The 25883-nt window shown below is 34.3% G+C and carries 22 protein-coding genes, 1 pseudogene and 1 riboswitch; of the genes and pseudogenes, 17 read left to right on the top strand and 6 right to left on the bottom strand.

Features of this window, described 5'->3' with window-relative positions; all coding sequences use genetic code 11:
* Positions 1–66: 66 nt before the first annotated feature.
* Positions 67–1110 carry a type 2 isopentenyl-diphosphate Delta-isomerase gene (fni, locus tag L987_RS09840; protein WP_011302505.1) on the top strand — a complete coding sequence of 348 codons (1044 nt, stop codon included), beginning with the start codon at positions 67–69 and terminating at the stop codon, positions 1108–1110.
* Positions 1111–1516: 406 nt separating this feature from the next.
* Here fni and gltS read toward each other — a convergent pair whose 3' ends face one another.
* Entirely contained in the window at positions 1517–2725 is a 1209-nt protein-coding gene (gene gltS / locus L987_RS09835; protein WP_011302506.1) for a sodium/glutamate symporter, read from the bottom strand.
* 236 nt (positions 2726–2961) lie between these two features.
* On the opposite strand from gltS, the pseudogene L987_RS14410 reads away from it, so the two are divergent.
* From L987_RS14410 to L987_RS09820, 4 genes and pseudogenes are all read left to right on the top strand, one after another.
* Positions 2962–3087: pseudogene (locus L987_RS14410) on the top strand (HAAS signaling domain-containing protein); the annotation flags it as partial.
* Between the two features lie 90 nt (positions 3088–3177).
* Positions 3178–3483, top strand: coding sequence for a hypothetical protein (locus L987_RS14405; RefSeq protein WP_373996376.1), 306 nt, complete (start codon positions 3178–3180; stop codon positions 3481–3483).
* The gene (locus L987_RS09825; protein WP_047504463.1) at positions 3480–4223 is read left to right on the top strand and encodes a DUF4097 family beta strand repeat-containing protein; all 744 of its coding nucleotides are present in this window, start codon (positions 3480–3482) and stop codon (positions 4221–4223) included. Before L987_RS14405 ends, L987_RS09825 begins: the two co-directional genes overlap by 4 nt.
* A gap of 103 nt (positions 4224–4326) precedes the next feature.
* A complete protein-coding gene (locus L987_RS09820; protein ID WP_011302509.1) occupies positions 4327–5652 on the top strand; it encodes a Na+/H+ antiporter NhaC family protein in 1326 nt (441 codons plus the stop codon).
* A 115-nt stretch (positions 5653–5767) separates the two neighbouring features.
* Here the strand turns inward: L987_RS09820 and L987_RS09815 are convergent, their stop codons facing one another.
* Complete coding sequence (locus L987_RS09815) at positions 5768–6379, bottom strand: DNA-3-methyladenine glycosylase (protein ID WP_002482515.1); 612 nt, start codon at positions 6377–6379, stop codon at positions 5768–5770.
* Between the two features lie 203 nt (positions 6380–6582).
* On the opposite strand from L987_RS09815, the gene L987_RS09810 reads away from it, so the two are divergent.
* Complete coding sequence (locus L987_RS09810; RefSeq protein WP_011302510.1) at positions 6583–7281, top strand: DUF805 domain-containing protein; 699 nt, start codon at positions 6583–6585, stop codon at positions 7279–7281.
* 57 nt (positions 7282–7338) lie between these two features.
* Here L987_RS09810 and L987_RS09805 read toward each other — a convergent pair whose 3' ends face one another.
* Positions 7339–8955, bottom strand: coding sequence for a ribulokinase (locus L987_RS09805; RefSeq protein WP_047504460.1), 1617 nt, complete (start codon positions 8953–8955; stop codon positions 7339–7341).
* A gap of 229 nt (positions 8956–9184) precedes the next feature.
* Between L987_RS09805 and L987_RS09800 the strand changes: the two genes are divergently transcribed.
* The 3 genes from L987_RS09800 (at position 9185) to L987_RS09790 (ending at position 12931) form a co-directional block, all read left to right on the top strand.
* Positions 9185–10084 carry an ABC transporter ATP-binding protein gene (locus L987_RS09800; protein ID WP_011302512.1) on the top strand — a complete coding sequence of 300 codons (900 nt, stop codon included), beginning with the start codon at positions 9185–9187 and terminating at the stop codon, positions 10082–10084.
* Positions 10077–11315, top strand: a complete 1239-nt coding sequence (locus tag L987_RS09795; protein ID WP_011302513.1) for an ABC transporter permease — start codon at positions 10077–10079, stop codon at positions 11313–11315. The genes L987_RS09800 and L987_RS09795 overlap by 8 nt, the downstream gene beginning before the upstream one ends.
* A gap of 599 nt (positions 11316–11914) precedes the next feature.
* Positions 11915–12931: an aldose epimerase family protein gene (locus L987_RS09790; protein WP_041784773.1), complete on the top strand. Its 1017-nt coding sequence runs from the start codon at positions 11915–11917 to the stop codon at positions 12929–12931.
* Between the two features lie 134 nt (positions 12932–13065).
* Here the strand turns inward: L987_RS09790 and L987_RS09785 are convergent, their stop codons facing one another.
* Entirely contained in the window at positions 13066–13722 is a 657-nt protein-coding gene (locus L987_RS09785) for an MOSC domain-containing protein (RefSeq protein ID WP_011302515.1), read from the bottom strand.
* A gap of 159 nt (positions 13723–13881) precedes the next feature.
* Between L987_RS09785 and L987_RS09780 the strand changes: the two genes are divergently transcribed.
* Complete coding sequence (locus L987_RS09780; protein ID WP_041784774.1) at positions 13882–14583, top strand: ribose 5-phosphate isomerase A; 702 nt, start codon at positions 13882–13884, stop codon at positions 14581–14583.
* Positions 14584–14766: 183 nt separating this feature from the next.
* Here the strand turns inward: L987_RS09780 and L987_RS09775 are convergent, their stop codons facing one another.
* The gene (locus L987_RS09775) at positions 14767–16182 is read right to left on the bottom strand and encodes a CPBP family intramembrane glutamic endopeptidase (protein WP_047504457.1); all 1416 of its coding nucleotides are present in this window, start codon (positions 16180–16182) and stop codon (positions 14767–14769) included.
* Positions 16183–16437: 255 nt separating this feature from the next.
* Here L987_RS09775 and hutG point away from each other — a divergent pair, with 255 nt between their 5' ends.
* Positions 16438–17367 (top strand): formimidoylglutamase, encoded by a 930-nt coding sequence (gene hutG, locus L987_RS09770; protein WP_047504455.1) that lies wholly within the window; start codon positions 16438–16440, stop codon positions 17365–17367.
* On the opposite strand, the gene L987_RS09765 is transcribed toward hutG, so the two are convergent.
* Complete coding sequence (locus tag L987_RS09765; protein ID WP_011302519.1) at positions 17357–18232, bottom strand: LysR family transcriptional regulator; 876 nt, start codon at positions 18230–18232, stop codon at positions 17357–17359. The genes hutG and L987_RS09765 overlap by 11 nt on opposite strands.
* Before the next feature lie 227 nt (positions 18233–18459).
* Between L987_RS09765 and hutU the strand changes: the two genes are divergently transcribed.
* From hutU to L987_RS09735, 6 genes are all read left to right on the top strand, one after another.
* Positions 18460–20121, top strand: coding sequence for a urocanate hydratase (gene hutU, locus L987_RS09760; protein ID WP_011302520.1), 1662 nt, complete (start codon positions 18460–18462; stop codon positions 20119–20121).
* Entirely contained in the window at positions 20121–21359 is a 1239-nt protein-coding gene (gene hutI / locus L987_RS09755; RefSeq protein ID WP_047504452.1) for an imidazolonepropionase, read from the top strand. Before hutU ends, hutI begins: the two co-directional genes overlap by 1 nt.
* Positions 21360–21477: 118 nt before the next feature.
* Positions 21478–22656, top strand: a complete 1179-nt coding sequence (locus L987_RS09750) for a SulP family inorganic anion transporter (RefSeq protein ID WP_047504449.1) — start codon at positions 21478–21480, stop codon at positions 22654–22656.
* Positions 22656–23780: an amidohydrolase gene (locus L987_RS09745; RefSeq protein WP_047504448.1), complete on the top strand. Its 1125-nt coding sequence runs from the start codon at positions 22656–22658 to the stop codon at positions 23778–23780. The genes L987_RS09750 and L987_RS09745 overlap by 1 nt, the downstream gene beginning before the upstream one ends.
* A gap of 81 nt (positions 23781–23861) precedes the next feature.
* Positions 23862–24743, top strand: a complete 882-nt coding sequence (locus L987_RS09740; protein WP_002482530.1) for an SDR family oxidoreductase — start codon at positions 23862–23864, stop codon at positions 24741–24743.
* 203 nt (positions 24744–24946) lie between these two features.
* A complete protein-coding gene (locus L987_RS09735; RefSeq protein WP_041079152.1) occupies positions 24947–25558 on the top strand; it encodes a flavin reductase family protein in 612 nt (203 codons plus the stop codon).
* Between the two features lie 130 nt (positions 25559–25688).
* A riboswitch (SAM riboswitch) is annotated at positions 25689–25789 on the top strand.
* The last annotated feature ends 94 nt before the right edge of the window (positions 25790–25883 follow it).

Genomic DNA, 25883 nt, shown 5'->3' with positions numbered 1-25883 from the left:
TATGTAATTTAAGACATTATTTAATATATCAAAGCATTATAAAATGATTGAAAGTAGGAGCAAAAGATGAGCGATAATAAAAGAGAACAAAGAAAAAATGAACATGTAGAAATTGCGATGGCACAAGGAGATGCCACGATTTCTGATTTTGACGAAATACGATTTGTACATCATTCAATTCCTAGTGTCGATGTCGATGATATTGATTTAACAAGTCAGTTAAAAGACTTCACACTAGATCAACCTTTATATATCAATGCTATGACTGGTGGTAGTGAATGGACGAAGCAAATCAATGAAAAATTGGCTGTAATAGCACGTGAAACTGGTATCGCTATGGCAGTTGGTTCTACACATGCTGCATTAAGAAATAGTAAAATGGCATCATCTTTCAGTATTGTCAGAGATACGAATCCGAATGGTATTATTTTCAGTAATGTTGGTGCAGATGTCCCTGTAGATAAAGCGGTTGAATCTGTAAAATTACTCGATGCTCAAGCACTGCAGGTTCATGTGAACGCTCCACAAGAACTTGTAATGCCAGAAGGTAATAGAACGTTTTCTACTTGGATGGAAAACTTAGCACAAATCGTCTCACGCGTAGACGTGCCAGTGATTGTAAAAGAAGTAGGATTTGGTATGAGTAAGGAAACTATTAAGAGCCTCAATGAAATCGGTGTACGCTACGTCGATGTTAGCGGTAGAGGTGGCACAAATTTCGTGGATATTGAGAATGAAAGACGCACATACAAAGATATGGATTATTTAGGATTATGGGGACAAACAACAGTTGAATCACTGTTAGAAAGTGCTTCATATCAACAAGATATGGATATTTTAGCCAGTGGTGGTGTAAGAACACCTTTAGATGCAGTTAAATGTTTGGCATTGGGTGCAAGCGCAGTCGGGATGTCACGCCCATTTTTAAATCAAGTTGAAAACTATGGTATTACTGAAACACTTAATTATACTGAACAATTTACAGATCATATGAAGAAGATTATGACCATGCTTGATGTCAAAACAATAAAAGATTTAAAACAAACGCAAATGGTATTTAGTCCTAAATTACAGTCATGGATTGAACAAAGAGGTTTAGACATCAGATAATTTGAAAAGTTCAAAATAATAGAATAAAACGAAATTAAGCAAGCCACGGCAAAAATGCTCGGCTTGCTTAAATGTGTGATAAGAGATTGGAGTATAAATGACAAGTACTTATACAAACACTTAAATTACTTGCTACAAACTGTCGACAAAATCTTTGATTTTGTTGGCAGTTTTTTTACCCATAATTTTCACGGATACTGTCTTAGCATATAATCTTCAACAAGTACTATACTCACAATTTCGGCATAAATCACTATCAATGTAATAGTATATAAAATAAACATGATTGGTATTTATTGTATTAAATAAAGCAAATAATAAAAGCGCTCAATACAAAATAATTGTCATTTCTAAAAATATTTCAAAAAAGCTTAATAAGTGCTACTAAAATTTATTTGTAAGTTATCTATTTAAAGGCATTGATAAATATAGTCACTATTGGTACACCAAGTAGGTCAATTAAGAATGCGCCGACAATTGGTACTACGAGATATGCTTTAGGAGATGCGCCATATTTTTTAGTGATAACATCTAAGTTTGCCATAGCATTTGGAGTTGCACCTAAACCATGACCAATAAAACCGCCTACCATAACTGCAGCATCGTAATTCTTGCCTAAGCCACGGAATAATACGATGACCGAGAACAGAATAATAAATAAAACTTGAACTAGTACGATGATGATTAACGGTATTGCTAATTGATATATTTCAGTAAGTTGAATACTCATTAAAGCAATGGATAAGAATAGGCTAAGTGATACATCACTGATACGATCAATGATTTTCATATCAATTATTTTTAGATTATTGTATTCTGAGATATTTCTGATTATGACAGCGACAAACATTGCACCAACATAAATAGGGATATTGATACCTGTTAAATCGGTAAATGTGTTTCCTAAATAGGATCCAATGGCCATACAAATAGCTACAATTGTAAATTGTAGTAAAAATACGGTAGTAGGCGCCATTCGATTGTGTAAGTATTCGTTTCTATCACTTTCAGAATAATCTTGCGTAGTTTCTTCTGCTTGTTCAGGCTTTAAGTTATATTTATTAATTAAAAATTTCACTACAGGGCCACCAATTAACCCACCTGCGACAAGACCCAGTGTTGCTGCGGCTAATGCTGCCGTTAATGCTGAATCGACACCTATGCCTTGTAACGTTTGTCCATATGCAGCTGCATTGCCATGACCGCCTTCCATTGACATAGAACCCGCAGTTAAGCCAAGTAATGGCGAAATATTGAGTACTTTTGCTAACGAAACACTTATTAAATTCTGACAAATTGCTAATATGCCACAGAAGATAAAGTAAAATATAAGTATTTTACCACCCAATTTTAGTAGTTTAAGCGAAGCGCCTAAGCCAATCGTTGTGAAAAATGCGAGCATAAAGAAATTCTGTATAAATTCTGAATCTAATTTGATTGTTAACAAACTTGCTGACTTCAAAATTGCGACAACAATTGCAAATAATAGTCCTCCGATTACCGGCGCTGGTATACATAATCTTTTCAAAATATTTACATGATTGACGATGTATACACCAAGTAAGTATAAAATACTTGCAAGTGCTAAAGTGGTAATTGCATCTAACTCTAGCATTAATAGACCCCCTTTATTTCATTAACTTTATGTAATTATTTAAATATGATTTCATATTAAGTAAACGTTTACAAAAATATACAAGCATCATTATACATTCTTTAAAACTAGAATGATAGTTTGACCTATAATAAAACAATAGTTGCCAATTTAAACAACCTATATAGTAAAGGAGAAAAAACATTGATCAGTACCTTGCAATGTACAGTAGTGTGTTATATTTTTAGCGTAAACTACTGAAAAATTTAGATGATACAGAACGACAAGATATTATTAATGAATATGACACGCATTTTTATAGTGGATTACAAGAAGGAAAAACCGAAGAACAAATCGCTGATGAATTAGGTAATCCGAGACAATTAGCGAAAGAATTAAATGCAAATGCTGCGATAGTCAAGGCTGAAAAAAGTAATAAATTAGGGGATGTGGGTCATGCTACATTAGCTGTTATGGGTTTAAGTATATTAAACTTTTTCATTATAACGATTCCTTTTATCATATTATTAAGTGTGGTTATTTCATTAATCATTACGACGATATCTCTCATACTCTCACCGATAGGTATTATAATTAAAGGTGCTATAGAAGGGTTTGAAGCAGTTGTCTTATTAGATGTTTTTGTGACAGGCACGATGTTTGGTTTAGGACTCATACTATTCGTCATTACTTATCTTATTACAAAAGGATTTTATGTACTTTGTGTTAAATATCTAAAATGGAATATCCATGTAGTGAAAGGAAGTGCTACGAGATGAAAAAATCATTGATATGGATATTTGATATTGGTTTAGTCATAACAGTGATTTGTGCAGTAGGTGCAGTTCAACAATTTAAAATTGAACATAAAAAAGCAAATCAAATTACAACGAATTTTAATGAAACTTATAATAATAAAAGTATTAAAGGATTAGATTTAGATTTAAAACATAGTAATGTGAAAATAAAAGAAGGTAAAACGTTTAAGGTATTATCAAAAGGTTCTAATGAAAAAATCAAGATTCATGCAAAAGTTAAAAATGGCAACTTAATGGTAAGTGACCACAAAGGACAATCAAATGTGGATATTTCGTTTTTAGACATGCGATATAATGATATGACTATATATGTTCCTCAAGATTTAGAAAATTTAAAGGTACATTCAGATGATGGTAGTACAACTTTAAATGATATCAATGCGGATAAAGCACAGTTGAATACAGATGTAATGGATTTGACCATCAATGATAGTAAGTTCAATCAATTGGTTGCGTCTGGTGATACATCAGACATTAAACTGAACAAAACGCAATTTCAACACGGTGATTTCAAAACGGATACCGGTGATATTTTAATGAAAGATACACCAGCGGATAAACCTAAAAACAGTCAAATTGAGTATAGTAGTGATACTGGTAATTTAAATATTGAAGACAAACAATTTGAAAATAAAAAAGTCGGTAACGGCCATCATGTGATCATGATTAAGACAGATACGGGTGATGCGTTAATTAAATAAATAATATGCTTATTTTAAAGGGATAACGTCAATTCAATGACATTGTTCCTTTTTTGATTTACTATATATCGTATGAAAATACTAGGTTATAAGGAGTATATATATGGAACAGTCGTTACGAAGTGAAAAACAATATGGGGCGTTAGCCTTATTGCCGTTGCTGATATTCTTAATTTTATATATTGGCGTAGGGATTACTTTCACGATAATGGGTAAAGAGGATGCGTTCGATCAGTTACCGAGACATGTGGCAATCATGATAGGTATTGTGATTGCGTGGACTTGCTATGATAGGAAAACAGCATTCACAAAAAAAGTACAAATTTTTACTGAACATGCTGGTAATTCAGGCATAGTAAATTTAGGATTAATCTTACTACTCGCGGGTGCATTTTCTACTGTAACTTCAGAAATGGGTGGCAAGGCTGCGATGGTTAATATGGGTCTGTCTGTTATTCCACCAAGTTTACTCATCCCCGGCATATTTATCATGAGTGGTTTTGCGGCCTTAACATTAGGGACTTCAACTGGTGCACAGGCAGCATTCATTCCTGTTGGTGTTGCAGTCGCACAAGCTGCAGATTTAAGTGTTGCAGCGGCGGGTGCAGCGGTGATCGCAGGTGCATATTTTGGAGATAATTTATCTATTATATCTGATACGACGATCGCAGCAACAAATGGTGTCGGTGCGAAAATGAAAGATAAATTTAAGATGAATGTCTTAATTGCTTTACCGGCAGCTATTATTACAGCTATTTTTTATGCTGTTGTAGGAGGAACAGGTAAAGTAGAAGGAGATTTAAGTTTTAATTTTATCAATATTTTGCCTTATATTTTCGTCTTGATAGCAGCGATTGCTGGTCTTGATGTAATACTTGTATTAATTATTGGTATCGTTATGGCTGGCGTACTTGGCATGGTGCAAGGTCAAATGGGCGTATTTCAATTTACAAAAGCAATAGGTGATGGTATGGAAAGTATGTTCACTATTTTCCTCGTTGCTTTCTTAGTATCAGGTCTTGTGGCATTAATTCGTTACTACGGTGGTATAGATTGGATTATTACAGCTATGAAGACAAAAGCAAAAGGGCGCAAGAGTGCTGAGTATGTTATCAGTTTAATGTCTGGGGTGCTTTCAGCAGCTTTATCACACAATACATTGGCTATTATTATTTCTGCGCCAATTGCAAAAGAAATCGGTGACGAGTATAAAGTACCACCAAAACGTATGGCAAGTTTACTAGATATTTTCGCGTGTTGTGCATTAATGGTATTACCTCATGACTCAGGGATGTTAATGGTAGAACAATACGGTGATGTATCTTACTTAGAAGTTTTAAAATATTCATTTTATCCTGTGATTTTTGTAATTTGTACAATCATTACAATTCAATTTGGACTATTGGATCGAGATAAAAAGCAAAAATAGCATAAATATATCTGTCTCTCATTAGACACTTACTTTATGTTTTGGAAAAGAACTATATAAGTAAAGGACATTCAATATGCGTTTTAAAAACATATTCTGAATGTCCTTTATTTTTTTATATGCGCCAAGTATATTCTGGTTGTCGCATGTCTGATTTCTTCATTCGTGAAATATATGGGTTTCCTTTTACAGTGAATCTTAATGGCTTGTGTGTCCATTCCCCTTTGTTAGGTATGCCAATACGGCCACTTGCTTCAATTTCTTTAGGATACTTACGATTTTTTGTATCAATTTTTAGCCGACCTTCATTCAATTTGGATCCGTCTAAATGTCTAGGTATGTTAAACGCCTTAGTCCATTTACCTGGGCCATTAGTCAGTTCGAAACCGTTCTTTCCTCGATTAATAGCCATTAACTCTATACCTTCTTCGGGTTCTATTGCCCTAATTAATACCCCTTCAGGTTGGCCTTCCAATTGGGTAACGAAATTAATGAGTAGATGTGTATGCATGACATGGGCATAAATAGTGCCGCCTTGTTTATACAATGATTCAACTTTAGGTGTTCTCTTTCCGTTATAACCATGGGCAGCACGATCTTTTGTTCCTATATATGCCTCTGTTTCTACAATATAACCTGTAAAGGTTTGTAGTTCATCGTGGTAGATGATTCTTACGCCGAGTAAGTCTTTAGCAATTGTTACGGTATCGCGTTGTAAAAAATCCATTAGATGCCCTCCACTTTTAATTATATGAAATTAAATTTTTTTAGATGTTTTTAAAATATTTGTAAAATTGTGTTACTATGTACATGATTATTTGTTACACTAATTATTATAAGATTAATAGGAATTAGCATATGCTTTTGGTTAAAGTCTAGTATATGACAAAACTTATTGAAAACAAAATGAATATGAAATGAGGGGAAAGTATGGAACGAAGCATTGGATTTGGTCAGGCACTCAAATTATTTTGGAAAAACTATGTTAATTTCAAAGGCCGTTCACGTCGTAGCGAGTACTGGTTCATGGCATTATGGAACATCATCTTTATGATGCCAGCATTGATTTTGTATATCATCGGTTTAATAATGACTGTATCAGGCGCAGCATCAAGTTCTGAAGAATTGGTTGCTATAGGAGTTATATTATTATTCTTATCGATTTGTTACGCATTAATATACAGTTTGGCAACATTAATTCCAGGATGGGCACTTTTAATCAGAAGATTTCATGATACGGGAAGAACCATGCTCATGCCATTAATATATCTAGGTGTTATTGTTATAAGTTATCCGGTGCTATTTGTAGTGAATATTCAAGATCCTGAATATAATAATCCAGTATATATCATATTTTTTGCTATTATTTTCCTTGTCTATATAGCACTTGGCATCTACATGCTAGTGATTTGTTGTCTTGATAGTGAAAGAAAAACGAATAAATATGGTGCTAGTCATAAATATGGCAATCATATTAAATCATCTACTAACACATATGCAAATCAAGACGCACCTATACACGAAGACACAAATGTGAAACACGTGAATAGTGAAGAGAATGCTTTCAGTGAAGAAGTTAACACTAGTGATGAGAACGCTACTAAAAAAGACGATAATTTTAAATATTAAATGCCATAAATTATAAAGAGGGTTGTTTCATATAATTGAAACAGCCCTCTTTATAATTTAATTAATATAAGATAATTGTGGATATTCTTTACCAAGCAAATCATGCAAGGCTTTATAACGATCAAATAAAAGCGCATACTGTTTAACTTTTTTAGCTTCTGGTTGTTTACGATAATAAACAGGTTGCTTCATATGTTTGACAGTTTCTTTTAAGGTTGGATAAGCGCCACCAACATTTGCACCCAACATAGCTGCACCAAGCGCTGTAGCGTTACTTGAATCAATAACGACCACTTCTTTATTTAGCACATTAGCATAAATATCAACTAAAAGTTCACTTTTTATAGGAATACCACCGGCAGCATATACTGTTTCTACGGGAATGTGGTTGTTTTCAAATTGTTGCATAATCATTTTTGTTCCGAACGCTGTAGACTCTAAATAAGCTTTGTGTATCATTTCAAATGGTGTTTGCAGTGTTAAACCAAAGATACTACCTGTTAGCTTACTATCACTTAAGATACTACGGTTACCATTATGCCAATCGAGTACGGTTACATGCTGTTTATCTATTGATATATCAGCAGCCAGTTTCTCTAAGTATCCAAGGATAGAAAGGCCTTGTTTTTCAGCTTGGTCTACATAAGATTTTGGTGCGAGGCTGGCAGAATAATTAAATAAATCACCAACAGCAGCTTGTCCAGCTTCATATGCATAAAGACCTGGAATGATAGCATCTTTAACTGAACCAGTAATTGCAGGTATGGGTTCTTGTTTTGGATCGAGCATCAGATGGCATGTACTTGTACCGATAACAGGCGTGAATTCACCTTGTTCAATTGCGCCGACACCGAGTACACCGGAGTGCGCATCAATGATATACGGAGAAATTTGTACTTGTTCTGTAAGGCCCCATAGATTTTGATAATATGGGCTCAAACTACCAGCGCTTTCACCGATATTGACTACGGGTGCTTCGCATTTTGTTTTAACAATTTCTGGTAATTCCTGATCGATAGCTTCAAAAAAGGAATAATTGAAGCCATCTGTTTCGTTATAAAAGCCTTTAAATCCAATGCCACAATTAGAGCGAATATTTTTATCAGTTAATAAACTGACTAAATAATCTCCAGCTTCCATGATATAGGCACTACGTTCTAAAACTTCTGGTGCTTTGTTTTTAACTTCTAATATTTTAGGAATCATCCATTCACTGTTTACGTTATGACCATAAAAATTTAACCAGGATGGGTTTACCTTATCACTTACTTGTTTCATGTAGGTTGCTTCATCTTGAGCGCCATGATGCTTCCACAGTTTCACATAAGCATGCGGTTGATCTTCTAAATCTGGATGTAAATGTAAAGGTTTGAAGTCATCATCTAAGAACACGATGGTACAACTGGTGAAATCTATACCAATGCCAATGATGGACTTAGGATCAACTTGACTATCTTTTAAGACGTACTGAACGCCTTCCTCCAATATAGAAGTGTAGTCTGCTGCATGTTGTAAAAAATAATTGTGCGGTAATTCGGTACCATTTAATGATTCTGAAATGGTGCCATGTGGATATTCTTTTATATATGTAGAAATAATTTCACCATTTGTTGTATCTACTAAAAATACGCGCCCTGAAGCGGTACCATAGTCGATGCCGATACTATATGTCATGATTGCATTGCCCCCTAATCAGTTTGTGGAATAAGCCTAGAGACTTCATTTATCTTTATGATAGTGCTTACATATTATAATGTAAAGTTAAGATCATTGTGATATTGGATTATTGAGAAATACAGTCTTATTAATATAAATATGTGTGATTTATTTAAAAATGTATATTTCAAAAGACAAATGGTATCATCAGAGTAGAGGATTTATATAAGAAGGGTGGCGAAATCGTATGTCATTAATAATTGACCATGTAACAAAAAAGTATAAAAATTTTACTGCTGTAAACGATATGTCACTTTCCTTAGAAAAAGGAAAGATGCTAGGATTTTTAGGAAGAAATGGCGCTGGGAAAACAACCACATTTAGAATGATATTAGGATTGACACCCATTACAAAGGGAAGCATCACATATAATGATAAAGTAATCGATCGCTCGTTATATAATCGTATTGGTTATTTACCAGAAGAACGTGGCTTACATCCTAAGATGAAAGTAGAAGACGAATTACGTTATTTAGCTACATTAAAAGGCATGGCATCTAAAGATATTACAAAAGCAATTGATTACTGGTTAAAACGATTTGATATTACAGAAAATAGAGAAAAGAAAATCGAATCACTTTCTAAAGGGAATCAACAGAAAATTCAATTACTAGCAAGTATGCTACATGATCCTGAGTTGCTTATTCTTGATGAACCATTTAGTGGTTTGGATCCAGTGAATGTTGAATTGCTAAAGTCGGCGGTTCAAGACTTAAACAATGCAGGTACGACAATTATATATAGCTCTCATAGAATGGAACATGTTGAGGAACTATGCGATAACGTATGTATTTTAAATAAGGGAGAGCTTGTTGTATCGGGTCCAATTGATGAAGTGAAAACGAATCATGGCAACAAACGTGTAGTCATTGAAACAGATCACGAAATGCCAGAAATTGATAAAGTAGATGGCGTCCTAGAGGTAGACAGAAATAAGAGAGAGATTAAAGTAATGATAGAGACAGAATCCGTCGCAGAACAAATTTATGACATAGTGAAACAATATGGCTTTGTGAAACGATTCCAGGTAGTAGAACCTTCACTAAATGAAATATTTATAGACAAAGTAGGTGACGTTAATGGATAAATTTTTAGCAACATTTTCACTGACGTACAAGAACAAAGTCAAGACGAAATCATTTATGATTTTTACTGGATTGGTTATTGTCTTAATGCTCTTAGCATCTAATATGAATAAGATTATTGATTTGTTTGATGATGGTCCTGATAAAGTCGGTGTTGTTTCATCTGACAATGAAATTTATAAAGTAATAAAAAGTCAAGGTGATCAACTGGACGAGGGGGCTACATTTAAAAAAGTTTCAGAGAAGCAAGCTAAAACGCAAGTTCAAAACGAAAAATTAGATAAAGCATACATTATCAAAATGACAGATGATAATAAACTTTCTGGAAAAATTTTAAGTAAAGATACAGTTTCAGAACAACAAAAACAAAAATTAAAAGCTTCTTTATCAACAATTCAAACACAACTCGTCGCAGCGAACTTGAATTTGTCCCAAGGGGAACTGAAACAATTGCAATCACAAAGTAAAGTTACGTCAGAAGTCATTGCTGATAAAGCAAGCAATTCAAATTTAAGTGAAGCGCAAAAAGGCTTTAACACAATAATGGTATACGCAGGACTGATGTTGATATTCTTTATTGTCTTTAATTATGCAAGTCAAGTAGCGATGGAAATTGCTACAGAAAAAACGTCACGCGTTATCGAAATGATTATTACGAGTGTGAGTCCAGTCACACATATTTTAGCTAAGATTTCCGGTGTGATTGCTGTGGCATTTACACAGATTATCATATTTGTAGCGGCAGGCTTAATATGTTTCTTCGTATTTGATATAAGTGATATGTTGAAAGGATTTAAAATTGAACCAAACGAGTTAACGATGCAAATATCTATTGTAGGTATCGTTTCACTAATTATTGGTATCCTTTCATATATTATATTAGCAGCTATTTTGGGATCCATTACGGCACGTATTGAAGATATCAACCAAGCGTTGATGCCGATGACACTATTCAGTATGATTGCATTTTATATCTCGTTATTCAGTGTGATGAATCCAGATACAATGCTTACAAAAATCACTAGTTTTATCCCGCTATTGTCTCCGTTCGTAATGTTTGTACGTTCAGCGTCACCTGATGTTGCAGTTTGGGAGATTGTTGTGAGTGTTATTTTATCCATTATTACCATTTTTATTTTATTATGGATTGCTGTAAGAAGTTACAAAAATACGATTTTGAGTTTTGATAAAGGCTTTATGAATGCAATGAAACGTATTTTTAAAAGAAGTTAAACGCATGAATACCTAATAGAGTGAGATAGAAAATTATTTTTTCTAAGCAAATGGCGTTGCGTGATCTCTAGATAACATGACTAGATTGTGAAATGGGCTGAGGCATGATAGACGTCTTAGCTCGTTTTTTTGTTATTAATTCATATAATTATTGATTGGAAGATGATGAATTTGTTGGGAATTAGGTAAAAATAGAAAAATGTATAACAATTTTCTATATAGTTTGATAGAATTTATGATTAGTATAGATAAATATTTGAATAAATTGTTACAATATAAGTGAGTAATATGAAGATATAAAAAATGATTGAATGTATTCAAATGTTACATAATTATTTTTAATTAAACATCTAAGCATATTTTATGATTGAGGGACCATAAATATATGTTTTAGAGATCATTTGTGTGCACCAATTCAGTGTTTTAATGATGAAATTATGATTATCTTATATTCGTAAACGAAATCTATATTAGATAATTGCCTTCATACTTGTTCAAAACCCCTTGAATCAAGTATAACGAAGGCGACATTTATGATTGAATTTTATTCATGGAAAAACCTATTATTAAAGTGTAGGTTTGAAAGGGAGTCATTAATGATGTTTGCAAAAGTAGAAAGTCAAAGCAATGGTATCGATTTGATTAAAATTGATAATGAAGAAACAAAAATTGTTTTTACAAATTATGGTGCGAGAATTGTATCGTGGAAATACGACGATAATAATATTGTACTGGGTAATGTCGTTGAAGCAGATGAGTTTTATGAATCGAATCCTTATAATTTTGGTGCAACCGTAGGTCGATATGGCGGAAGAATTGCAAATGCAACATTTGAGTTAGATAGTAAAAAATATGAGTTAGATGCCAATAATGGTGTACATAATATTCATGGTGGACCCAATGGTATAGACAAACGTTTCTTTGATTATAAAATTGAAGAACAAGTCGGACAAGTGAAGGTTATTTTTACTACTACAATTCAAAGTGCAGATGATCACTTTCCAGGTGATATTGATTTAGAAGTGATTCACACTTATAATGTCGACCATAAGTGGACGATAGAATATAAAGCGAAATCAACTGAAAAAACATTGTTTAATCCGATGAATCATGTATATTTTAACTTGAACAGAGACAACAATGTGATTGATAATCACAGCATTTCAAGTTCAAAATTGGATATGTATTTATTAGGGGAAGACAATATCGTGAAAAGTATGGAACCTTTAAGTTTGGTAAATACCTTCCAAGAACAAAATATCCAGTTCAAAGATATTTTTGATAGTGAAGACGCAATTGTTAAAGAACAAATGCAACGCTTTGGTGGTATTGATCATCCATTTGATATTGGTGGTAATGAAATGACTGTGGAAAATAAACATTTTATATTAAAAGTAAACACAGATATGCCAAACATTGTCATTTACACATTTAATGATACAACTGGTTGGAATAGTGATTTTAATATTTATAAAGCGCACTCAGGTTTTACACTAGAAACGCAATGTATTCCAAACGATATTAATTTATTAGGCGATCAAGCACCATCCATTTTAGAAGCTAATGAGCCTTTTTACTCTAAAACGTCATATAAAATTTCTGAAAAGCAACTATAAAAATGAACGAGTCAATACTTATGACACCATTTGGGAGAGTGGTTAATCATTAAGTATAGACTATATGAAAGGCGGGTATCTTAAATGAGATACCCGCCTTTCATTTCATTTTAATTTAATTACAGCAAACGCTATTATTTTTGAGCACGTTTTAAGAAGCGTTCAAATTTGCTAATCCTGTCGCTTGTTAAATATGGATTTTTTAAAACATAGGTTAAGCGATTAATATTTTTATTATCATTGTAATAGATGTCATTGAGCTCATACACAGAAAGACGTGTTGATGCATCCGCAGATTTGATAAGTTTTAAATGATCGGAGTCGTGTACGTAGCCTTCTTGTAACACACGAAAATAGAAGCCAGTTTTACAAGAAGATGACATTCTCTTAATCAAATCAGGGATTTTATACTTTTCTTGTATTTTCCAACAAGGTTCTCTGATTTCTGAAACTTCTAAAATAGCTTCACCAAGCTGGAATTGATCACCAAAATAGACATGCGCTTCATCTAAATCAGTTGCTGTTAAATTTTCACCAAACATCGCATAGGGTGGTAACGCTGGTAGGTCATGTTTCCAAAGTTCATAATTTTTCTTACTGTACAGGCAAACGGCTTTATTTGGCCCGCCATGTCCTTTATATTCTTGTTCATCTTCAGCAAATCCAGTATGTGTAAGCCACATTTTTCCTGAATATTTTTCTTTATTTAATGCAGAACGCATAGGTCTTTTGGTACTATATGGTAAATCTTGTATTTTGCCAGTAGAAATGGCTTCTAATTTATAAATCATATTTTTGTACCTCCAACAATAGATTGATTATTATTTTAAAACAATGTGTTAATTATGCAAGTATATGTATAAATTTATTTTGAAAATCAGTTTTCTGTCTAGGTATTTTAATAAATCTCATGTACAATAAAGATAAAAGTACAGTATAAAAGGGGAAGCATGATGGATAAGAAACAGTTAAAAATGAGTACATTTAATGATGCATTAGACCAGATTAAAGATGGTATGATTGTTGGTATTGGCTCTGGATCAACGATTGAATTGCTTGTCCCAAAAATAGCAGAGAAACTGGAACAAGAACAAATAAAAATCACAGGTGTCTGTACCTCTAATAAAACGGCATTTATAGCCAAAGAGTTAGGTATCCATATCATTGATGTGAATGATGTGGATCATATCGATATTGCAATAGATGGCGCAGATGAAATTGATAACGACTTAAACTTAATTAAAGGCGGTGGAGGCGCGCTATTTAGAGAAAAAGTAATAGATGCCATGGCCGAAAGATTTGTTGTCTTAGCTGACGATAGTAAATGTGTAGACTATCTTGGACAAACGTTTAAGTTGCCTGTTGAAGTGGACAAATTTAATTGGTTACTTGTAGCTAAACGAATTAAAGCATATGATGAATTAAAAGTAACACGTAGAATGGTTGATGATGTGCCATTTATTACAGATAACGGTAATTATATCTTAGATGTTGTATTAAATGAAGGTATCAACGCAGCAGGTATGCATGAATTTTTGATTCACCTTATCGGTGTACTAGAAACAGGTTATTTTTTAAATGTTGCAGACCAAGCCATTATTGGTACAACGAATGGAGTAAAGATTAAAAATAAAGCATCATTGATAGATTAAAAAAGACATTGTGCTTATTCATTCGAGCACAATGTCTTTTTGTATCGTTTGAAAATATCATATCGCTACATGCTACAGTAATTAAACAAAAAACAAATACTAAAGCTATCAGTCATGAAACATAGCTTAGCATTGGTTTTTAAAATTCATAAAATCAGTTGAATCATTTTATATTGAGTATGATTAGCTACGGTGTCCACGTTTACTTTTCAAATCAAAAGGTGAGCGTTCGTAATCAGCATTAGATGAATCAGCTGTATCTAAAGGTTGATTATCTTGTTGCGTTACATCGTCACTTTCTGAACTCAAATGTCTTGAAGATTCATCACTTTCTTCATCGATTGTTGTACGTGCATCAGATACGACAGATGACTGTCGATTTGAAGTATAGCGAGAATTTACTTTCACTTCATCTTGGTCTGATTCTGGATGTGCCTTCTCAGTAGATGCTTCTACTGCACTATTCGCACGTGAATCTGAGTGTTTAGCGTCCACTTTCGTTGAATCATTTGATGAGGGACTTGGTGTATTCTCTGAGATTATATTCGCTCGACTGTCGTCCTCATGTGCAGTATCTTCTGTCGAATTGTATTGATTATCTTGGTCTGATGCATTTGATTCGTGATGACGATCAGTTGGATCTTCCTTATCTTGAACTTCTGAAGATGTCTCAGCTGTAGCGGCATTTACATTCGCTGAATGATGCGTTTCGTCGGTTTCTGACACGTTATATTCATCACCAACATCAGTAAGATCTTCATCGGTGTCATTAACGTGATCAAGATAATTATTTTCCTCTACTTCGTCTAAATTACGTTTTGTAAAGAAATAAAGGATTGTACGAATAATTAAACTAATTAAAATATAAAGTATAGCAACGGCTGCAGTTGATAAGGCGATGACTTTCATAGCAAATACTTCGCCTAATTCTTCATTAAATAAGAATACAAGTCCAAATGACATTGCGAAATGGAATAAAGTTGCAATGTATATTGTACGGCCTTTCGTTACACGTATTAATTCCCCAATAATCATTGAAAAAGCAAATGAATATAGGAAACTATATATTGCAAAGTCAAAACTAAAGGCGATGTTTACATTCCATATTGCATACATAAAACCAACAATAATAGACGCGAAGAACGTGTTCATCTTAGTTTCAACAATATGTTGTAGATAAGAACGGAAACCGAGTTCTACTAAAAAAGCCATGACAATTTGTCCTATAATAATAGATGAAATTGAAACAGATAAATCTTTTGTTTGTAAAAGAACAAAACTATCAGAAAAAATATTAAAGCATACCATAGCTATAATAAAAATAATTAATGGTAAAATAAGCGCTAAAATTGCACGCTCAATCACTTTTAAGCTAATAGTCAATTTTAAACTAGCTAATTGAGTACCTCTGTGTGAAAATATAGCAATACAGATAAAAGCTGCTATGAATGGTGCAAGTGTACTCATATCAAAGACGAAATCTTTAAATGGAACGGAACTCTGTAAATCTTTAAGTATAATAGGTAATGCATAAGCAACAATAAAGAAGATAAAAATCATCATTGCCCATTGAAAACCTGGTATACGTTTTGTATTCATTTATGTAACCTCCAATAGGGTTCAAAAAAATCATTTGTACCTAATTATACATATTTATGAGATAGAAATAAATTAAATTCCCGATTTATCATTGAAATGTAATAGTTTGAGTTAATCTAACATGAAATTGAAATATTTATTACGAATTTTTAAATTTATAATGATGCGAATTGGGTAAATATTATTATAAATTGAATTGAGGAAAATGTAAGCGTATACTTTTAAATGACCGTAAGTATTTAAAGGAGGAGAATTATGTATAAATTAGCACAACGTGATCTTTGGACTGGAAGAATTGATAGTGAAACAGATGAATCACAATTTAGGCACTTTCAAACTATAAATTTTCGCAATATTGAAGATGATGACAATGAATCACGTCATGGTGTAGGTATACTAGGGTACGCGGTAGATAAAGGTGTTGAATTGAATAAAGGGCGTATTGGTGCAAAAGAAGGCCCGAATGCAATTAAAAAAACGTTTGCCAATTTACCAGTTATTAGACAATGTAATGTATATGACTATGGCAACGTTGAACACAATCATGATAGATTAGAAGAAACGCAACAAGAATTTGCGCATTACGTTGCCAAATCTATAAAAAAACATAATCAAACATTCTTACTTGGTGGTGGTCACGATATTGCATATGCACAATATCTAGGCACGAGAGAGGCATATCCTGACGCTTCTATTGGTGTCATTAATATTGATGCACACTTTGATACACGAGAAGAATCAGGTTCAACATCTGGCACGAGTTTTAGACAAATACTAGAAGAAGATGAAAACACAGATTATCTTGTATTAGGTATACAACAGGGTGGCAATACTCGAGCACTTTTTGACTATGCAGAAACTAAAGGCATCGGTTATGTTTATTCAGAAGAATTGCTTCACCAAATTTCTCCTCCAATCAAAGATAAGGTGGAACGTTTTGTACATGATCATGATGTCATCATGTTTACAATATGTATGGATGTTATTGACAGCGCGTTTGCACCAGGTGTGAGTGCTAATGGTGTGCTTGGATTATCACCACACATCGTACTTGAATTAGCTAAACGCATCATTCCGAATGAAAAAGTCCCAACAATTAGCATTGCTGAAACAAATCCTAAGTATGATGTAGATAACAGAACTGCAAAATTATCAGCTAATTTCTTATATCATTTTATTCTTTAAAATTCCAATAGTTAACACATTGTTCGATGAAAGAAAGCACACGTGATGAGTGCTTTCTTTTTTTTAGGTAGTTAATATATATAGAACGACCTAACTTAGGTTGAATATCTAAGACATCTAAATCCTTAGCATTAAATGATTGATAATAAACTCTAGGTATCACAGCATATCCCAAACCTCTATGCACAAAGTTCGTGGCAGCTTCAAATCGATCCGCTTCAATAATGATATTAGGATGCAAGTTCATACGGTTAAAGTAGTCATCTAGATGTTTACGAACTTGGGATCCTTTGGTTGGCAATATTAATGGCAAGGATGCAATAGAAGTAGTATGTGAATGTGGAAAAGCATTTTTAGGAGTGATCAACACATAGGACTCCTCATAGAGCGGTATAGATTCAATATCATCATGCTTCATTTGTTCGTTAGTGAAAGCAACATGATTCTCAAAGTTAACGAGCAATTCAAAAATTTTATTTTGATCATGAATTTCAGATACAAGGTAAGTTTGATCTGGAAATTGTTTAGCATGTGTCGATAATACTTGAGAAAGCCATTGGTTTGTCGATTCTAAAATAGATATTTTAATTTTAGGTACATGTCCCATATTGAGATCGTACATTTTTTCGATAGTTTGATGATATTGATGTATCAGTTGTCGTGCGTAATTGTAAAAATGAATGCCTTTTTCAGTAATTTTAATATCTTTAGTCGTACGCATAAATAGATCATAACCTAGATCAGCTTCCATTTTTTTAATTGTTGTCGTCAGAGAAGGTTGACTAATATGTAAAAAGTTAGCGGCTTTAGTAAAGCTATTATATTTAACAACAGCAACAAAGTATTCTAATTGTATGATTTTCATAAGGAAAGCTCCTTTAATTAGTTATTTATAGTTTAAAGCTATCAATAATTAGTTTATTTATATTGGTAGTCTATATAATAACACATTATACTGGTTCATATAGAGAAAGGTGTGCTTTTGTGTAAGTATCGTGCTTACATTGCTTATTACCATACCATTTGTACTATGGTTTTTTTAGTTATTGTTAAACAAAGGATATGTTTATTAAAAACAAGGAGTGATTTTTCATGAGAAAAATAGAAGCAAAAAGAGGGTTAGACATTGAATGTAAAGGTTGGGAACAAGAAGCGGTACTGAGAATGTTATATAACAACCTTGACCCGGAAGTAGCTGAACGCCCTGAAGACTTAGTTGTTTATGGAGGTATAGGTAAAGCTGCACGTAATTGGGAAGCATTTGAAGCCATTGAAGATACATTACGTTCATTAGAAGCAGATGAAACAATGTTAGTGCAGTCTGGTAAACCCGTTGCTGTATTTAAAACACATGAAGAAGCGCCACGTGTATTAATATCTAATTCAGTATTAGTTCCAGAATGGGCAAATTGGGATCATTTCAATGAATTAGATAAAAAAGGTTTAATGATGTATGGTCAAATGACAGCTGGTAGTTGGATCTATATTGGTTCACAAGGTATTGTTCAAGGTACTTATGAAACATTTGGAGAACTTGCGAATCAACATTTTAATGGCAAATTAAATGGCACGGTCACTTTGACAGCTGGTCTAGGCGGTATGGGTGGTGCGCAACCACTAGCCGTTACAATGAACGGTGGCGTTGTTATCGGCGTAGACGTCGATGAAACACGCATAGATAAACGTATTGAGACGCGTTATTGTGACGTTAAAACACACGACTTAGACGAAGCGTTACGTTTAGCTGATGAAGCTCGTGAAAAGGGTGAACCATTATCAATTGGTTTAGTCGGTAATGCGGTTGACACACATAAAGCAATCTTAGATAAAGGTTTTAAAATTGATATTGTGACAGACCAAACAAGTGCACATGATCCGCTAAATGGTTATGTACCTCAAGGGTATTCATTAGAAGAAGCGAAAGCAATACGCCAAAAAGATCCGAAACAATATGTTAAAGAAGCACAAACTTCTATGAGAAAACATGTAGAACTCATGCTTGAATTTCAAAAAAATGGTGCTGTTGCATTTGATTATGGTAATAATATCAGACAGGTTGCATTTAATGATGGATTAGAAAATGCATTTGATTTCCCTGGATTTGTGCCTGCTTATATTCGTCCATTGTTCTGTGAAGGTAAAGGCCCATTCCGTTTTGCAGCATTAAGTGGAAATCCGAAAGATATTGAGCGTGCAGATGAAGAAATGAGAAAGATTTTCCCAGATAATGAAAAATTAATTCGTTGGTTAGATTTAGCGCAAGAAAAAATCGCCTTCCAAGGTTTACCGTCACGTATTGCGTGGTTAGGTTATGAAGAGCGTGCGAAAATGGGCTTAGCATTGAATAAATTAGTAAGAGATGGTGAAATTTCTGCACCAATTGTCATTGGTCGTGATCATCTTGATTCTGGTTCTGTCGCTAGTCCAAACCGTGAAACTGAAGGTATGAAAGATGGTTCTGATGCTGTTGGCGATTGGGCAATCTTAAACGCATTAATTAATACAGCAGCAGGCGGTTCATGGATTTCATTCCACCATGGCGGCGGCGTTGGTATGGGTTACTCTTTACATGCAGGTATGGTTGTTGTAGCAGATGGATCAGAACGTGCTGATAGAAGATTAGGACGTGTATTAACGACAGATCCGGGTATGGGTGTTGTGAGACATGCGGATGCTGGATATGAATCTGCGATTAAAGTTGCAAAAGAAAAAGGTATCAAAATCCCAATGATTACAGGTAAAGGAGACAAATAATGAACGATTTAATTATTCAAAACATTAAAGAACTAATTTTACCAAAATCTACTGAACGTCCATTAAAAGGAAAAGAGTTAGACGAACTTAACATTATTGAAAATGGAACGGTTGTCGTTAAAAACGGCAAAATTGTCTACGCAGGAGAGCACTCAGATGCCTATGAAGCAACTGAAACAATTGATGCAACAGATAAAGTGGTTTCACCAGCTTTGGTTGAAGCACATACACATCTTGTTCATGGTGGTTCACGTGAACATGAAATGTCACTTAAAAGACAAGGTGTTTCTTATTTAGAAATTCTTGAACAAGGTGGCGGCATTTTATCTACAGTTGAAGCTACACGTAAAGCTACTGAAGAAGCATTATTTAAAAAGGCAGAAAAGAATTTGTTGACGATGATGGAACATGGCGTTTTAGCTGTTGAGAGTAAAAGTGGCTATGGTCTAGATAAAGAAAATGAACTAAAACAATTACGTGTATCTAATCGTTTGGCTGAAAAATATAACTTAGACATGAAACACACATTCCTTGGTCCGCATGCCGTACCTAAAGATGCTGAGTCTAATCAAGCTTTTCTTCAAGAGATGATTGATTTATTACCAGAAGTTAAGCCGTATGCTGATTTTGCAGATATATTCTGTGAAACTGGTGTGTTTACGGTTGAAGAATCGAAAAAATATATGGAAGCGGCAAAAGCATTAGGTTTTGATGTGAAAATCCATGCAGATGAAATTGATCCATTGGGGGGGTTAGAGTTAGCTATCGACGAAAATGCAATCTCTGCAGATCATCTTGTAGCATCAAGTACAGAAGGTAAAGAAAAACTAAAAAATAGTGACACTGTCGCGGTGTTATTGCCTGGTACGACTTTCTATTTAGGCAAGGAATCTTATGCAGATGCGCGAGGTATGTTAGACAATGATGGCGCAATCGCGATTGCGACAGATTTTAACCCAGGTAGTTGTGTCACAAACAACTTACAACTTGTGATGTCGATTGCTGCCTTGAAATTGAAATTATCTCCAAATGAAATTTGGAACGCAGTGACTGTTAATGCGGCTAAAGCCATTGACATTGATGCTGGTACCATTAATCAAGGAGATAAAGCTAATATTGTTATTTGGGATGCGCCTAACCATGAATATATTCCATATCACTATGGTATTAACCACGCTGAAAAAGTCATTAAAGATGGTAAAGTGTTGATTGATAATCGTATCAAATTAGAACAATAATTTGAATAGTTAAAGCTGAGTCAAATTGACTTGGCTTTTTTTGTATTATTTTAGGCAGAGTTGATTAAATATTTCGACAATTATGATACCATATGGTTAAAGCAATTTGGAGGTGACAATGAATGTGCGTCACATAAGTTATTTTAATCAGTGGCACGGGGCATTAGTCACCAATATGCTTGCAGGTGTTTTGTTGGCACTCGCGTTACTACCCGGTGCAATTGCTTTTTCCTTTATTGCAGGTGTAAGTCCAACCATAGGTATGCTAAGTACTGGACTTATGATGTTAGTTATAAGTTTGACCGGCAATCGAACATTAATGGTGTCAGCACCAAGTAGTGGTGTTTCTTTAGTTGTCGCACCGCTTATGTCTAGCCACGGTATGCCCGCTGTAATATTGGCTACGTTAATTATGGGAATAATACAAATTTTGATGGGTATTTGCCGAATCAATAAATTATTAGATTATATTCCCACAGGTGTTGTTATAGGTTTTATGAATGCATTAGGTGTATTGTTATTTACATCGCAACTAAAAAATATACTAAATATTTCAAATGCGACCTATGTCATAGCGGTGGCATCTTTTTTAATTATTTGGTTAGCACAAAGATATATCAGATTTATGCCGGCACCATTGATTGCGATTATTATTTTAACGATATGTGCATGGTGGCTTAAACCAGATATTGTCTATGTACACCATTTAGCATCATTGCATATTCATGTACCGATGCTGTCATTTCCAGATGCAATTTATGATATGCATATCGTTGGTATTTCAAGCATGTATGGAGTGACAATGGCAATTGTTGCTGTTGTACAAACGACATTAACAGCGCGGATGATGGATGCAGTTACTGCCACTAAAAGTGATAAAAATAAAGAAACGATAGGGCAAGGTGTTGCCAATACAATTGTCGCTTTATTTGGTGGCTATGGTGGTAGCGCACTTGTGGGTCAATCGCGATTTAATGCAACGATGGGAGCTACATCGAGGGTATCAACATTGATCACGGGTGCTTTTTTACTCATTAGCTTATTCGTTTTTGGAGATATTATCGGTCAAATACCAATGGCAGTGCTAGCAACTGTATTAATAACGATTTCCCTTAATACATTTGATAGGAGAACGATTTCATTTATTAAGGTATCTCCAATAAAGCATGGGGCGATCGTTGTACTTACAATGTTGATTATTTTAAGTACGAATAACCTAGCGGCCGGGGTTGTGCTTGTTAGTTTACTATACTATTTGATTCAAGGGTTTAATAAAAGGAAAGGACGTGACATATAATGCCACAATACGAAGACTACATAAATTGGAGAAGAACATTTCATCAATATCCAGAGCTATCAGATGCAGAATATGAAACAACAAAACGTATCAAACGCATCTTAGCATCATATGATATTAAAGTTTTAGATTTACCATTAGAAACAGGACTAGTTGCAGAGGTTGGACAAGGTGATCAATTCGTTGCAGTTAGAACAGATATTGATGCACTACCAATAGATGAGCAAGTGAAACATGAATTCACTTCGACCAATGAAGGTGCGATGCATGCATGTGGACATGATATTCACATGGCTAGTGTGCTAGGGGTCGCAGTGAGATTAAAAGAAATAGAAAATCAACTCAACGGACGCGTGCGCATTATTTTTCAAGCTGCAGAAGAATTGGGCTATGGCGCAGTGAAAGTTGCTAATACAGGTGCAATTGACGGTGCGAAAGCCGTGTTAGGTTATCATAATTATCCAACGTTAGATATTGGAGAATTTGCGGTTAAATCGGGGGTTATCACATCTTCTGTAGACCGTTTCGAATTTAAAATTAATGGTAAAGGTGCGCATGCTGCTAAACCAGAACAAGGTAACGACCCAATGATTGTATTGGGACAGTTGATTAATAGTGTTCAGTCTATTGTGAGTAGAAATTTATCAGCATTTGATAATGCAGTTGTTACAATTGGAGAAGTATCATGTGGGAATACATGGAATGTTATTGCAGACGAAGCCTATGTGCAAGGTACTGTGAGAAGTTTTGATGAAGATAAACGTGTACTGATTGAAGAAAGATTAAGAGCCATTGGAAGCGGACTTGCTGAAGTATTTGGCGTAGACATTGAAACGTCTTATCACCGCTTGCCTGGTGCTGTGGTTAATGATGAGCAATTAACAAATGATGCAATAGCAATTGCCAAAGAAGTTGGATACAATGTCAGTGTTATGGATAAACCGTTGACGATTGGCGAAGATTTTTCTGGTTTTTCTAATAAGTATCCAAGTGTATTTGTCTTTATTGGTTCTAATAGTGAATATGATTTGCACCATCCAAAATATGACCCAGATGAACGTATTTTAGAAAAAGTACCTGACTATTTTGTTACTTTTGTACAAAAATTATTGAATGAAAATTAAGGCAATATACTTAAATTATGTATTAGACAATAGAAATGTTGGGTATTTAATAACTAGTTCATAATTTAAGGAGTGTTCATAATGGCAGGTCAAGATCCAAGAACTAAATTTTCAAATAAAGATTTTCCAAAACAAGAACAACCAGTTCCAGGTTTACAAAGTAAGTTAGATCCAAAGCCTGATTGCGGTGAAACATCCTATACTGGTTATGGTCGTTTAAATGATTATAAAATGTTAGTTACTGGTGGAGACTCAGCTATAGGCAGAGCAGCAGCTATTGCTTACGCTAAGGAAGGCGCTGATGTAGCAATTAATTATCTTCCAGCAGAACAACAAGATGCAGAAGAAGTACAACAAGTCATTGAAGCAGCAGGAAGAAAAGCTGTCTTAATTCCAGGTGACATTAGAGATGAACAATTTAATTACGATTTAGTTGAAACAGCTTACAACGAACTTGGCGGGTTAGACAATGTAACCATCGTCGCCGGTCATCAACAATATAGAGAAAGCATAAAAGGTTTTGACACAGCTTCGTTTTCAGAAACATTTGAGACGAATGTTTATCCAATATTTTGGACAGTTCAAAAAGCAGTAGATTATTTACAAGCTGGTGCAACCATTACGCTGACCTCTTCAGTTCAAGGTTACAATCCAAGCCCAATTTTACATGATTATGCTGCTTCAAAAGCTGCGATTATTTCATTAACGAAAAGTCTATCCGAAGAACTCGGTGCGAAAGGCATTCGTGTGAATTGTGTTGCGCCAGGACCATTTTGGTCACCATTACAAATTTCTGGCGGTCAACCGCAATCTAAAATTCCGAGCTTTGGACAAAAGGAAGTCTTGGGCAGAGCAGGTCAACCTGTAGAATTATCAGGCACATATGTACACTTGGCAGCTGAAGAATCCAGTTATACAACAGGTCAAGTATATGGTGTGACAGGTGGTACTCAGTTAGACTAGGTTATATGAAACGTCACAGCTAATGTGGAGATGATTCAATCACATTAAAGTTGTATCATCTAAACCCTGTGACTTCTAGATTGATAAGCGAATATTACAATGAGTCATATAGCCGACGTTATATGGGCGAGATTGAGAAATCAAATTCAATGTTTGGTTTCTGTCTCGCTTTTTTATTATTTTTAAAAGGAGTATAAATGTGGATGAAACAATATAACGCAAACACATTAACGAAACAACAGAATTATAAATTATTAAGTGGTAGTGTTATTCCAAGACCAGTTGCATTTGTGACAACACAGGATAAAGATGGGAATTTAAATGCTGCACCGTTCAGTTTTTTTAATGTTGTATGCAGCGCACCTCCTATGATTATGATTTCTACTGCACGTTCACAAGGAAAGCGCAAAGATACATCGTTAAATATTGAAGAAACAGGCTCATTTGTAGTTCATATTACAGATGAAATGACTGTAGAACAAATAAATAAAACGGCTGCACCTATAGACAGAACACTAAATGAATTAGAAAGAACGCAGTTGACATGTGTGAAATCAGAAGTCGTGCCTGTACCAGGTGTGGAACAAGCCAAAATTCGAATGGAATGCAAACTAAATCAAATCGTTACATTAGGCGATGCTCAAGAAGGATCAGATTTAATCATTGGTGAGGTTGTGATGTATCACATTGATGAGGCAGTTTACTTTGATGATAGTAAAATAGATGCACAAGCATTAGCGCCTGTGGCACGTTTAGCTGGAAATGATTATGCTGCATTAGGACAATCATTTACGATTAATCGACCAACAGAGTAATTTATAAATGATAAGACTGAAGTCATTAGCTCATCAGCTAATTGTTAAGATTTGTTAAAGTTTAAGCAAGAATTTAAAACAGTAATTGACGAAACTAATTTAATATTGTACTGTGAAAAATAAATTAAATAACTTATCAAGAGAAGTGGAGGGACTGGCCTGTGGATACTTCGGCAACATGATTATGCGTGTGCCAATTCCAGTAGCATCATTTATGCTAGAAGATAAGAATAAATGTACAAAGTTTACTCTTTCTTCAATTGGAAAGAGTTTTTTATTTGAGTAAGTTTATTTAATGGTAGAAAAATTGATGTTCTGTTTGAAC

This window comes from Staphylococcus sp. ZWU0021 (assembly GCF_000798895.1).
GTDB lineage: Bacteria > Bacillota > Bacilli > Staphylococcales > Staphylococcaceae > Staphylococcus > Staphylococcus saprophyticus.
Note: the sequence above shows the minus strand (reverse complement) of the source record. Positions and strands in the feature narration are given on the sequence as shown.